Source organism: Curtobacterium phyllosphaerae (assembly GCF_049341865.1).
Classification (GTDB): Bacteria; Actinomycetota; Actinomycetes; order Actinomycetales; family Microbacteriaceae; genus Curtobacterium; species Curtobacterium phyllosphaerae.
In genome coordinates, this window is the sequence record NZ_JBMPIU010000005.1 from 245570 (window position 1) to 258078 (window position 12509).

At 72.8% G+C, this 12509-nt stretch carries 14 protein-coding genes; all 14 read left to right on the top strand.

The features are described from left to right. Positions 1-32 precede the first annotated feature (32 nt). The 14 genes from ACO0E0_RS11155 to lgt all read left to right on the top strand — a co-directional run bounded on the left by ACO0E0_RS11155 (position 33) and on the right by lgt (position 12192). The gene (locus tag ACO0E0_RS11155; protein WP_422871482.1) at positions 33-986 is read left to right on the top strand and encodes a methionyl-tRNA formyltransferase; all 954 of its coding nucleotides are present in this window, start codon (positions 33-35) and stop codon (positions 984-986) included. Further along, positions 983-2524: an RsmB/NOP family class I SAM-dependent RNA methyltransferase gene (locus ACO0E0_RS11160; RefSeq protein ID WP_422871483.1), complete on the top strand. Its 1542-nt coding sequence runs from the start codon at positions 983-985 to the stop codon at positions 2522-2524. Before ACO0E0_RS11155 ends, ACO0E0_RS11160 begins: the two co-directional genes overlap by 4 nt. 82 nt (positions 2525-2606) lie before the next feature. Beyond that, a complete protein-coding gene (gene rpe, locus ACO0E0_RS11165; RefSeq protein WP_422871484.1) occupies positions 2607-3278 on the top strand; it encodes a ribulose-phosphate 3-epimerase in 672 nt (223 codons plus the stop codon). 4 nt (positions 3279-3282) lie between these two features. Then, the gene (locus ACO0E0_RS11170) at positions 3283-3546 is read left to right on the top strand and encodes a phosphoribosyl-ATP diphosphatase (protein ID WP_422871485.1); all 264 of its coding nucleotides are present in this window, start codon (positions 3283-3285) and stop codon (positions 3544-3546) included. An 89-nt stretch (positions 3547-3635) separates the two neighbouring features. Continuing rightward, positions 3636-4475 carry an ATP phosphoribosyltransferase gene (gene hisG, locus ACO0E0_RS11175; protein WP_422871617.1) on the top strand — a complete coding sequence of 280 codons (840 nt, stop codon included), beginning with the start codon at positions 3636-3638 and terminating at the stop codon, positions 4473-4475. A 13-nt stretch (positions 4476-4488) separates the two neighbouring features. Further along, complete coding sequence (gene hisF / locus ACO0E0_RS11180; RefSeq protein WP_422871486.1) at positions 4489-5250, top strand: imidazole glycerol phosphate synthase subunit HisF; 762 nt, start codon at positions 4489-4491, stop codon at positions 5248-5250. 28 nt (positions 5251-5278) lie between these two features. Continuing rightward, positions 5279-5665, top strand: a complete 387-nt coding sequence (gene hisI, locus ACO0E0_RS11185) for a phosphoribosyl-AMP cyclohydrolase (RefSeq protein WP_422871487.1) — start codon at positions 5279-5281, stop codon at positions 5663-5665. After that, on the top strand, positions 5658-7205 hold the full coding sequence (locus tag ACO0E0_RS11190; protein WP_422871488.1) for an anthranilate synthase component I: 1548 nt from the start codon (positions 5658-5660) through the stop codon (positions 7203-7205). The genes hisI and ACO0E0_RS11190 overlap by 8 nt, the downstream gene beginning before the upstream one ends. Continuing rightward, positions 7202-7906, top strand: a complete 705-nt coding sequence (locus ACO0E0_RS11195; protein ID WP_422871489.1) for a Trp biosynthesis-associated membrane protein — start codon at positions 7202-7204, stop codon at positions 7904-7906. The genes ACO0E0_RS11190 and ACO0E0_RS11195 overlap by 4 nt, the downstream gene beginning before the upstream one ends. Then, complete coding sequence (locus ACO0E0_RS11200) at positions 7893-8132, top strand: DUF6704 family protein (protein ID WP_422871490.1); 240 nt, start codon at positions 7893-7895, stop codon at positions 8130-8132. Before ACO0E0_RS11195 ends, ACO0E0_RS11200 begins: the two co-directional genes overlap by 14 nt. 18 nt (positions 8133-8150) lie before the next feature. Continuing rightward, positions 8151-8996 (top strand): indole-3-glycerol phosphate synthase TrpC, encoded by an 846-nt coding sequence (gene trpC, locus ACO0E0_RS11205; protein WP_422871618.1) that lies wholly within the window; start codon positions 8151-8153, stop codon positions 8994-8996. An 85-nt stretch (positions 8997-9081) separates the two neighbouring features. Continuing rightward, positions 9082-10296 (top strand): tryptophan synthase subunit beta, encoded by a 1215-nt coding sequence (gene trpB / locus ACO0E0_RS11210; RefSeq protein ID WP_422871491.1) that lies wholly within the window; start codon positions 9082-9084, stop codon positions 10294-10296. Continuing rightward, a complete protein-coding gene (gene trpA / locus ACO0E0_RS11215; RefSeq protein ID WP_422871492.1) occupies positions 10293-11138 on the top strand; it encodes a tryptophan synthase subunit alpha in 846 nt (281 codons plus the stop codon). Before trpB ends, trpA begins: the two co-directional genes overlap by 4 nt. Before the next feature lie 58 nt (positions 11139-11196). Then, a complete protein-coding gene (gene lgt / locus ACO0E0_RS11220; RefSeq protein ID WP_422871493.1) occupies positions 11197-12192 on the top strand; it encodes a prolipoprotein diacylglyceryl transferase in 996 nt (331 codons plus the stop codon). Positions 12193-12509 lie beyond the last annotated feature (317 nt).

A 12509-nucleotide genomic window follows, 5' to 3' on the forward strand; every position in this document is an offset into this window, starting at 1 on the left:
CGACCACGATCACTATCACCGAACCGGAGTCCATGCGCCTCGTCGTCGCCGGCAGCCCCGCCGCCGCAGTCCCCACCCTCCGCCGTCTCGCGGCCTCCGAGCACGAGATCGCCGCGGTGCTCACCCGCCCGCCGACGCCGCAGGGCCGGAAGCGCGTGCTGACGCCGACGCCGGTCGCCGTCGTCGCCGGGGAGCTCGGTCTGCCCGTCATCGAGGCGGTCCGGGTCGACGACGAGGTCACGGACCGGATCGAGGCCCTGCGCGTCGACCTCGGGGTCATCGTCGCGTACGGGGCGCTGCTCCGCCGTCGGGCCCTCGACGCACCGCGGCACGGCTGGGTCAACCTGCACTTCTCCGCCCTGCCGGCGTACCGCGGCGCCGCCCCCGTGCAGCGTGCCGTGATCGCTGGGGACACGACCACTGCGGCCTCGGTGTTCCAGCTCGTCGAGGCCCTCGACGCCGGCCCGGTCTTCGCGGCCACGCCGTTCCCGATCGAGCCGGAGGCCACCGCGGGCGAGGTCCTCGCCGCGATGGCCGGAATCGGCGCCCGGACCGTCGTCGATGTCGTCGACGCGATCGCTGACGGCACCGCGGTCGGCATCGAACAGGTCGGCACGCCGACGCTCGCCCCGAAGACCACGACCGAGGACGGGCACGTCCGGTTCGAGCGGCCCGCCAGGGTCGTGCACGCGCAGGTCCGCGGCGTGACGCCGGAGCCCGGCGCGTTCGCGTTCGCGGGTCCGACCCGCGTCAAGCTCCTGCGGGTCGCGCTGCTCCCGCCCGTCGAGACCCGGACGGGAGGCACGGCCTCCATCACCGCGGACCTCGCGCCCGGTGCGCTGCGGCTCATCGACGCGCGGCTCGTCGTCGGCACCGCCGACGGTGCCGTCGAGCTCGTCGAGGTGCAGCCCGCCGGCGGGAAGCCGATGCCCGGCAGCGCCTGGGCACGGGGGCTCGGCGACCTCGGTGGGGTGGTGCTCTCATGAGCGACGGGTACGGTGCCCGCGGGTCGCAGCGCTCCGGTTGGGGGAACCGCGGTGCCGGGACGACGGCGCGACGGGTCGCGCTCGACGTCATCCGCGCCGTGCAGGCCGACGACGCCTACGCCAACCTGCTGCTCCCGGTCCGCATCCGCCGCGCCGGGCTCAGCCCCCAGGACGCCGGACTCGCGACCGAGCTCACCTACGGCACCATCCGGATGATCGGCACCTACGACGCGATCGTCGAGGCCGCGTCCGGTCGTCGGGTCGCGAACGTCGAGGCCGACGTGCTCGACGTCCTCCGGCTCGGCGTGCACCAGCTGGTCGGGATGCGCATCCCGTCGCACGCGGCCGTGTCCGAGACCGTGGAACTCACCCGGCAGATCGGTGCGCAGCGCGCGAGCGGCTTCGTGAACGCGGTGCTCCGCAAGGTCGCCGGCAAGGACCGAGAAGCCTGGGACGCCGTGATCACCGAGGGCCTCGCCGGCGACGACCTGCTCGCGACGCGTTGGTCGCACCCGCGCTGGGTGGTCGGTGCGCTCCGGGACGCCCTGTCCGCCGAACGGGCGCGGGACGAGCTCGTCGCGCTGCTCGCGGCGGACAACGCCGCTCCCCGGGTGAGCCTCGTCGCGCTGCCGGGCCTCGCGGTGCCGACCGACCCGATCGCGCGCGACGACGCGCCGGAGGAGGCCGAGCCTCCCGTCCGAGCATCCGTGCCCGACCTGCCGGTGTCACCCGTCGGGATCCGCGGGGTCGCGGGGGACCCGGCCAGGATCCCGGCCGTCGCGGACGGACGGATGCGTGTCCAGGACGAGGGCTCGCAGCTCGCCGCGCTGGCGCTGAGCCGGTCGTCCGAGGTCCAGGCGGGGGAGCGGTGGCTCGACATGTGCGCCGGCCCCGGCGGCAAGGCGGCCCTCCTCGCCGCGGAGGCCCGCCGGACCGGCGCGACCCTCGTCGCGAACGAGCTCGCCCCGGCACGGGTCGGGCTCGTCCGGCAGGCGCTCGCGGACTTCGACGACGTCGTCGCCGTCGTGCAGGGGGACGGGCGACGGTTCGGCCGGGCCGACGGCGACGCACCGGGCGGGACCTTCGACCGCATCCTCCTCGATGCGCCGTGCACCGGACTCGGCGCACTCCGCCGTCGTCCGGAGGCGCGCTGGCGCAAGCTCCCGGAGGACGTCGTCGAGCTCGCGGCGCTGCAGTCCGAGCTGCTCGACGCCGCCGTGGCCGCCCTCGCCCCGGGCGGCACCCTGGCGTACGTGACGTGCTCGCCGCACCTCGCCGAGACCCGCGGGCAGGTCGACGCGGTGCTGCGGCGGCACGGGGACGTGCTCGAGCAGCTCGACACCGCCGGGGTCGTCCGTGCGGTGGCCGTCCGGGACCCGCAGGTGGCGGACGGACCGGTCGTGCAGCTCTGGCCGCACCGCATCGGCACCGACGCGATGTTCGTGGCGCTCCTCCGACGGCGCACGCCGATCGAGGACGCATCACCGCGCAGCACGGAGACCGGCGTGCTCGACGGCTCCGCGTCCTCGGCGACCTGACCCGGGGCCGGGGCCGGGGCCGGAGCCCGCGTCGCGGCCGGGGGCCGGGTCGCGGCCGGAGCGCGGTCGGTAGGATCGCACGGTGACGATCCGCATCTCGCCGAGCATCCTGTCCGCCGACTTCGCGAACCTCGAGCGCGAGCTGCACCGCATCGCGACCGCCGACATGGTGCACGTCGACGTCATGGACAACCACTTCGTGCCGAACCTCACGCTCGGGCTGCCGGTGGTCGAACGGCTGCAGCAGGTGTCCCCGGTGCCGCTCGACGTGCACCTCATGCTCACCGACGCCGACCGGAACGCGCCGGCGTACGCGGAACTCGGCGCAGCCAGCGTGACGTTCCACCTCGAGGCGGCGGCCGACCCGGTCGCGACCGCCGCAGCGATCCGGAGCAACGGCGCCCGCGCGGCCGTCGCACTGAAGCCCGGTACCGACATCGGGCCGGTCCTGGCGACCCTCGACAGCTACGACATGATCCTCGTGATGACCGTCGAGCCGGGGTTCGGCGGCCAGTCGTTCATGCCCGAGACGATGCCGAAGCTCGCCGCGGCACGCGCTGCCGTCGACGCGTCCGGTCTCGACGTCCTGCTCGAGGTCGACGGCGGGATCTCGCTCGACACCGTCGACCAGGCGGTCACGAACGGCGCGGACACGCTCGTCGCCGGGTCCGCGGTGTTCGGCGGCGACCCCGCGGAGCGCATCGCCGGACTCCGCGACCGGGCGCAGGCCACGTCCCGGGGACGGGTAGCCTAGGCCCGTGAAGACATTCGACGACCTGTTCGCCGAGCTCTCCGAGAAGGCGCGCACGCGTCCCGAGGGCTCCGGCACCGTCGCCGAACTGGACGCCGGTGTGCACCAGATCGGCAAGAAGATCGTGGAGGAGGCCGCCGAGGTCTGGATGGCCGCCGAGTACGAGGGCGACGTCCGGACGGCGGAGGAGATCTCGCAGCTCGTCTACCACCTGCAGGTGCTGCTCATCGCCAAGGGGCTCACCCCGGAGGACGTCTGGCGACATCTCTGACACCCCTCGGTGACCACCGCGTCACCGTGACCGTCGAGATCCACCCGACCCCGTCCCTCCCGGCCCACCCTGCAGAAAGAAGCTCCCTGATGCTCCGCGTCGCCGTGCCCAACAAGGGCTCCCTGTCCGAGACCGCCGCCGAGATGCTCCGCGAAGCCGGCTACGCCGGGCGCCGCGACCCGAAGGCACTGCACCTGGTGGACGAACGCAACGGTGTGGAGTTCTTCTTCCTCCGGCCGCGCGACATCGCGACCTACGTCGGTTCCGGCGCCCTCGACGTCGGCATCACCGGCCGCGACCTGCTGCTCGACTCCGGGTCGGCGGCGCACGAGATCGAGGAGCTCGACTTCGCCGCGTCGACGTTCCGGTTCGCCGGAGCGCCCGGTCGGTTCCGCGAGCTCGCCGACCTCGACGGGGTGCGCCTCGCGACGAGCTACCCCGGGCTCGTCGGCGAATTCCTCGCCCGGCACGGGGTCACCGCGGTCCTCGTGCAGCTCGACGGTGCGGTCGAGAGCGCCGTCCGGCTCGGCGTCGCCGACGCGGTGGCGGACGTGGTCTCCACCGGCAGCACGCTCCGCGCGGCCGGGCTCGAGATCTTCGGGCCGGTGATCCTCGAGTCGACCGCGGTGCTCGTCTCCACCGACAGCTCCATCCGGGGGATCGACGTGCTCCAGCGTCGGCTCAAGGGCGTGCTGGTCGCCCGCGGGTACGTCATGCTCGACTACGACATCCCCTCGTCGCTCCTCGGAGCGGCGACCGCGATCGCGTCCGGCATCGAGTCCCCGACCGTCTCGCCGCTGCACGACCGGGACTGGTCGGCCGTCCGGGTGATGATCCCGCGCACCGACACGAACCTGATCATGGACGCGCTGTACGACCTCGGCGCCCGCGCGATCCTCGTCAGCCCGATCCACGCCGCGCGGCTCTGACGGGGGCCGGGAGATGTCCGTCGCAGTCCGCGTGATCCCGTGCCTCGACGTCGCGGCCGGTCGGGTCGTCAAGGGCGTGAACTTCCTCGACCTGCAGGACGCCGGCGATCCGGTCGAACTCGCCGCGACCTACTACGAGCAGGGCGCCGACGAACTGACGTTCCTGGACGTCGCGGCGACGGTCGAGGACCGCGCGACGATGTACGAGACCGTCACACGCACGGCCGAGCAGGTCTTCATCCCGCTCACCGTGGGCGGCGGGGTGCGGAGCGTCGACGACGTCTCGCGGCTCCAGCAGTGCGGGGCGGACAAGATCGGCGTGAACAGCGCCGCGATCGCCCGTCCGGCGCTCATCGGCGAGATCGCTGACCGGTTCGGCGCACAGGCCGTGGTGCTCTCCCTCGACGTCACCCGGTCCGACCGGACCCCGTCCGGGTACGTCGTCACCACCCACGGCGGGCGCCGGGAGACCGACGTCGACGCCGTCGCGTGGGCGCGGGAGGCCGTCGAGCGGGGTGCGGGCGAGTTGCTCGTCAACTCCATCGACGCCGACGGCACCAAGTCCGGGTTCGACCTCCCGCTGATCCGCGCGGTCCGCGCGGTGGCGACGGTGCCGGTGATCGCGTCGGGAGGCGCTGGTGCGGCCCGGCACTTCGCCCCCGCCGTCGACGCGGGCGCGGACGCCGTGCTCGCCGCGAGCGTCTTCCACCGCGCCGAGATGACCATCGGCGACGTCAAGGACGCGCTCCGCGCGTCCGGTCGCACCGTCCGATGACGACACTGCCCGTACGCTGAGGAGCACGATGTCCGATCGATCGCCCGCCGACCTCGAGTCGGTCCTGTCCCGTGCCCGGTTCGCCGCGGACGGCCTCCTCCCGGCCGTGATCCAGGAGGAGTCCACCAAGGACGTCCTCATGCTCGGCTACATGGACGCCGAGGCCCTCCGCCGGACGCTCACCGAGGGCCGGGTGACCTTCTGGTCACGGTCCCGGCAGGAGTACTGGCGGAAGGGCGACACCTCCGGGCACGCGCAGTACGTGCGCGGTGCGGCGTTCGACTGCGACGCCGACACCTTGCTCGTGACCGTCGAGCAGGTCGGTGCAGCCTGCCACACCGGTGCGCACCGGTGCTTCGACGTCGACCCGCTCGCCCCGGCGACGGCGTCGGCCCCGGCGGTGTCCCGTGGCTGAGCAGGTGCCGCACACCACGACGCGCGACGAGTTCGACGGGCGCGTCGCCGAGCACCGGGTCGTGCCGGTGGTGCGGGCGCTCTTCGCCGACGGCGAGACACCGGTCGGCGTGTACCGCAAGCTCGCGGACGGTCGACCGGGCAGCTTCCTGCTCGAGTCGGCCGGCCAGGGCGGACTGTGGTCCCGCTGGTCGTTCGTCGGCGTGCGGAGCTTCGGCGTCCTGACGCAGGTCGGTGCCGACGCGCGGTGGATCGACACCGGCATCTCCGCAGAGCGGGCCGTGGGGTCGCTCGACGGTGCACCGCTCGACGTCCTCGCGCGGCTGCACGAGCGCTGGGCGACACCGGGACTCCCGGCGATGCCCCCGCTCGTCGGCGGCACGGTCGGGTTCATCGGCTGGGAGGCCGTCCGGCAGCTCGAACACCTGCCGGACGCCCCGCCCGCCGAGTTCCCGGTGCCGGGGCAGGCGATGGCGTTCGTGTCCGAGCTCGCCGCGATCGACCACCGCACCGGCACGGTCCTGCTCGTCGCGAGCGTCCTCAACGACGGCACGGACGCGCCGGACGCGCTGTGGGACGACGCGCAGGCGCGCCTCGACCGTCTGCAGGCCGACCTCGTGCAGCCCACGCCGGCGTCGGTCGCCGAGCCGCTCCTCCCGGTCGCGCCGACACCGACACCGCGCTCGACGCCCGAGGAGTACGCGGCGGCGATCGAACGCTCGAAGCGGTTCATCCGCGACGGCGATGTGTTCCAGGTCGTCATCTCGCAACGGTTCGACCACGAGGTCACGGCCGATCCGCTCGACGTCTACCGGGTGCTCCGGACCCTCAACCCGAGTCCGTACATGTATTTCCTCGCGCTCGAGGACGTCGGCGACGGCGACGTCCCGGGGGAGCCCTACTGGATCGTCGGCGCTTCGCCGGAGGCCCTCGTCCGCGTCCAGGACGGCCGTGCCCTGACCCACCCGATCGCCGGCTCCCGGCCGCGCGGCGCCACCCCGGAAGAGGACGTCCGGTTCGCGGAGGAGCTCCTCCAGGACCCGAAGGAACGGGCCGAGCACCTGATGTTGGTCGACCTCGCGCGGAACGACCTGCAGAAGGTCTGCCGTCCCGGGACCGTCGCGGTGACCGAGTTCATGCAGGTCGAGCGGTTCAGCCACATCATGCACCTCGTGTCGAGCGTCGAGGGCACCATCCGCGCCGGTGCGAGTGCCATCGACGTGTTCCGGGCGACGTTCCCGGCCGGCACCCTGTCCGGAGCGCCGAAGCCCCGCGCGCTCGCGATCATCGACGAGCTCGAACCGGCCCAGCGGGGCGTCTACGGCGGCGTCGTCGGGTACTTCGACTTCGCCGGGTCCGCCGACGTCGCCATCGCGATCCGCACGGCGCTCATCCAGGGCGGCGTCGCCCGGGTCCAGGCCGGCGCGGGCCTCGTCGCGGACTCGGACGCATCGACCGAGCACATCGAGGCGCAGAACAAGGCCGCCGCCCCGCTCCGGGCCGTGGCCACCGCGAACGGCATGACGGCGGTGCGCCGGTGAGGCGGCCGGTCGTCGTGCTCCTCGGGCTCCTCGTGGCGGGCGTCGTCCTGCTCTCGTGGACGCAGACCTGGTTCACGGCCCACCTCGACGCAGCCTCCGCGACCGCGACGACGGTCACCGCGGACGGGTCCGTCGCGGCGTCCCCCTACTCGGCGCTCGCGATCGCAAGCCTCGCGCTCCTGCTCGCGATGACGATCGCCGGCCCGGTGGTGCGGGTCGTCCTCGCGGCGATCGAGGTCCTGCTCGGCATCGCGGTGGTGGTCATCGGCATCAGCGCGCTCGGCGACCCGATCGCGGCAGCGTCCGGGGCGATCGGCAGCGTCACCGGCGTCAGCGACACCGGGTCGATCCGCGCCTCGGTCACGAGCATCGACACGACACCGTGGCCGTACGTCGGGATCGCGGGCGGGGTGCTCGCGGCCCTGCTCGGCGTGGTGGTGCTCGTCGTGCAGCGGCGGTGGCCCGGGCCGAGCCGCAAGTACGCGGCGACCCCGACCCGCGCACGGGCCGCCGACGTCCCGCGGGACGCCGTGACGGACTGGGACGACATGAGCGCCGGAACCGACCCGACCACGCAACCGGACCTCGCCGACCCCGCCGACCCGGCCGGTGCGACCGGTGGCGCTGGCCGGACCGGCCGGACCGGCACGGTAGGCTTGGACGACCAACCGAACCACGAGGAGCACCGTGAGCAACTCTGAGCCTGAAGAGATCGGCGAAGGACACTCGCCCGCAGCCTGGACGGCCGTGATCATCATGCTGGTGGCGTTCGCCATCGGCACGATCTGCTTCTGGTTCAGCATCGCGTGGGCCGTCTGGGCCTCCGCAGCGCTCGCGGTCGTCGGGCTCGCGCTCGGCGGTGTGCTCGCGAAGGCCGGCTACGGGGTCAACGGCGCGAAGTACGTCGCCCGCACGCACGACGAGTAGGCGCTCGCGATGGGCACCCTGCTCGACACCCTCGTCGCCGGAGCGCGCGAGGACGCTGCGCAGCGTCGTCTGGACCGACCGACGGCGGACGTCGAACGCGACCTCGACCGCGTCGCGTCGCCGCTCGACGCCCTGACGTTCCTCGCACCGGGCGACCGGGTGCGCGTGATCGCCGAGGTGAAGCGGGCCAGCCCGTCCCGCGGGGCGCTGGCGGACATCGCCGACCCGGCCGCCCTCGCCGCGGACTACGAACGCGGGGGGGCGTCGACGATCAGCGTGCTGACCGAGGGCCGCAGGTTCCTCGGGTCGCTCGCCGACCTCGAGTCGGTCAAGGCGCGTGTCGGGGTCCCGGTGCTCCGCAAGGACTTCATCACCGAGCCCTACCAGGTGCTCGAGGCCCGGGCGTCCGGCGCCGACGTCGTCCTGCTCATCGTCGCGGCGCTCGACCAGTCCTCGCTCGTGGCGCTCCACGACCTCGCCGGCCAGCTCGGCATGCGCGTCCTCGTCGAGGCCCACTCGGCGGACGAGATCGCGCGCGCGCTCGACGCCGGTGCCCGGATCGTCGGCGTGAACGCCCGCGACCTCACCGACTTCTCGCTCGATCGGGACCTGTTCGGTGCGCTGGCGGACCGGATCCCGGACGGCGTCGTCCGCGTCGCCGAGTCGGCGGTGTCCGGTCCTCCGGACGTCGCGCACTACCGGTCCGCCGGCGCGGACGTCGTCCTCGTCGGTGAGGCCCTCGTCACCGGTGCCGATCCCGCCACCACCGTCGCCGCCTTCATCGACGCCGGCACCTCTCCCGCCGCCGCCGCCCGTGCCGCAGACGCGATCGCGGCCGCCAGCGCACCCCGTTCCGCGGACTGAAGCCGATGCGCGCGACGCACGCCGCGCCTCCAGTCCGAACCCGCACCAGCGCCCGGCTCGCCGGACCGAACCCCAGGAGCACCACGTGACCTCCTATCGCGACCTGCACGGCCCCTACTACGGCGACTTCGGCGGGCGGTTCGTCCCCGAGTCGCTCGTGCACGCCCTCGACGAGCTCGAGACCGCGTTCCGCGAGGCCTGGGCCGACCCGGCGTTCCACGCGGAGTTCGACGCCCTCCAGCGCGACTACACCGGACGTCCCTCCATCATCACGGAGGTACCTCGGTTCGCCGAGCACGCCGGCGGGGCGCGGGTCGTCCTGAAGCGCGAGGACCTCAACCACACGGGGTCGCACAAGATCAACAACGTCCTCGGGCAGGCGCTCATCGCGCGGCGCCTCGGCAAGACGCGGCTGATCGCGGAGACCGGAGCGGGGCAACACGGGGTCGCGACGGCCACGGCGGCCGCGTTGTTCGGCATGGAGTGCGTCGTCTACATGGGTGCCGTCGACACCGAGCGGCAGGCGCTGAACGTCGCCCGGATGCGGCTCCTCGGGGCCGAGGTCGTCAGTGTCGAGACCGGTTCCCGCACGCTCAAGGACGCCATCAACGAGGCGCTCCGTGACTGGGTGGCGAACGTCGACTCGACGCACTACCTGCTCGGCACGGTCGCCGGTCCGCACCCGTTCCCCGAGATGGTCCGCGAGTTCCACAAGGTCATCGGGGTCGAGGCGAGGCAGCAGGTCCTCGAGCTCGCCGGCCGGCTCCCGGACGCCGTGACCGCCTGCGTCGGCGGCGGGTCGAACGCGATGGGCATCTTCGAGGCGTTCCTCGACGACGAGTCGGTCGCGCTCTGGGGCTTCGAGGCCGGCGGTGACGGCGTCGAGACCGGGCGACACGCGGCGAGCATCACGCTCGGTCGGTCCGGAGTGCTGCACGGCGCCAAGAGCTACCTCATGCAGGACGAGGACGGCCAGACCGTCGAGAGCCACTCGATCAGTGCCGGCCTCGACTACCCCTCGGTCGGGCCGGAGCACGCGTACCTCGCCGCCACCGGACGCGCCAGCTACGAGCCGATCACCGACACCGAGGCGATGGAGGCGTTCCGACTCCTCACCCGCACCGAGGGGATCATCCCGGCGATCGAGTCCGCGCACGCGCTGGCCGGGGCGATCAAGCTCGGGCAGCGTCTCGGATCGGAGGCGCTGATCCTGGTGTCCCTGTCGGGTCGCGGTGACAAGGACGTCGCGACCGCCGGCCGGTACTTCGAGGTCCTCGACGAAGGAGCGCAGCAGCTGTGAACGACGGCCTCCCGTCCGGTTCCGTGGCGCACGCCATCGACACTGCGAACGCCGAGCGCGCCGGCGCCGTGATCGGGTACCTGCCCGCCGGGTTCCCGGACGTCCGGACGAGCGTCGACGCCGCGGTCGCCCTCGCCGAGAACGGCGTCGACGCGATCGAGTTCGGACTGCCGTACTCCGACCCCGTGATGGACGGACCGGTGATCCAGCAGGCCGCCGAGGCGAGTCTCGCGAACGGGTTCCGGGTCGGCCAGGTCTTCGAAGCCGTTCAGGCCATCCGAGCACGGGTCGACGTCCCCGTGCTCGTGATGACGTACTGGAACCCGGTGCTCCGCTACGGCGTGGACCGGTTCGCGGACGACCTCGCCGCGGCGGGCGGCGCGGGCCTCATCACCCCGGACCTGATCCCGGACGAGGCGTCCGAGTGGATCGCGTCGTCGGACCGCAGTGGGCTCGACCGGGTGTTCCTGGCCGCGCCGTCGTCCTCGGACGAACGGATGCGCCAGGCGGTCGCGACGAGCAGGGGCTTCGTCTACGCGGTGTCGACCATGGGCGTCACCGGTGCACGGGTCGGCGTCGACGCCGCCGCCACGACCGTCGTGTCCCGCCTCCGCGACGCCGGTGTGGACCGCACCTGCGTCGGGCTCGGCATCTCGACGCCGGAGCAGGTCTCGGAGATCCTCGCCTACGCCGACGGCGCGATCATCGGGTCGGCGTTCGTCCGCGCCCTCGGTACCGACGGCGTCGCCGGTGTCGGACGCCGAGCTGCCGACCTGACGCGTGGCGCTACAGTGATCCGGGACGCTGCGCCGGTCCAGCCGCGCTCGACCCCGTCCGTCTGATCCCCCAGCACCGACCGGCACCGCCGAACACCCTGCAACGAAAGGCGCGAGCATCTCCATGCTTCCCCTGAGCATCCCGAGCCCCAGCACCGCCTGGCAGTACTTCGACCTGACGGACTGGCTGCGCACCACCTTCGGCTGGTCGCTCGGACTCGATTTCCGGATCCACGCCTACGCCATCTGCATCCTCGTCGGGATCGTCGCGGCCGTCGTGATCACGAACATGCGCCTGAACCGACGCGGAGCCGAGCGGTGGATCATCATCGACATCGCGATCTGGACGGTCCCGGCCGGGATCATCGGGGGCCGGCTGTTCCACGTGTTCACCCACGTCGGGGACTACTTCGGACCGGGCATCAACCCGTTCTCGATCTTCTTCATCTGGGAGGGCGGGCTCGCGATCTTCGGCGCCCTCATCCTCGGCGCGGTCGGCGCCTGGTTCGGGTGTCGTCAGGTCGGGCTGCGGTTCACGACGTTCCTCGACTCACTGGCACCGGCGATGCTCGTCGCGCAGGCGTTCGGCCGCCTCGGCAACTACTTCAACCACGAGCTGTTCGGCATGCCGACGAACCTGCCGTGGGGCCTGCAGATCGAGAGCACCAACCCCGCGTACCCGGTCGGACTGCCGGCCGGCACGCTCTTCCACCCGACGTTCCTGTACGAGATGATCTGGAACCTCGTCGGGTTCGTCGTGATCGTGCTCATCGACCGTCGGTACCGGCTCCAGTGGGGCCGCGTCCTCGCGCTGTACCTGATCTGGTACGGCATCGGACGCTCGGTCCTCGAATCGATCCGCGTCGACACCAGCGAGACCTTCTTCGGCATCCGGACGAACGTGTACGCGGCGCTCCTGGCAGTCCTGCTCGGGATCGTGATCTTCATCGTGCAGACGCATCGGCACAAGGGCAAGGAGCCCGGCGCGTACGTGCCGGGTCGCGAGCCGCGGGCATCCTCCGGTGTAGACTCTCAGGACACCTACACGGACTCCGACGACGACGACACGGTCGACGCCGCGGACCCGGAACCGGTCGCCACCGTCGCCGACCGCAGCTGACACCGTCCGGCCCATCGGAGCCGCACGGATCTGCTGGACCGCGGCGTGAGTCGCGTCGACCACGGGCAGGGATCCCACCGCACCTCCCTGTCTGCGGACGACCCCGGTCGGGACACCCCGAACGTCGGTCATCCGTCGTAGGGTCACCACAAGTGATCCGACACCACGCATGCCGTCAGAGCGCACCTCCACTGTCGGCGTGAACGGGCACCCGCTCCGTCCGGCCGGACGGGGTGCACCCCTGGACCGGCACCGGACCGCAGCGAGACCGCCGCACCGACGCCCCTGCTCCACTTCCTCGTGAGGACGGTTCCCCA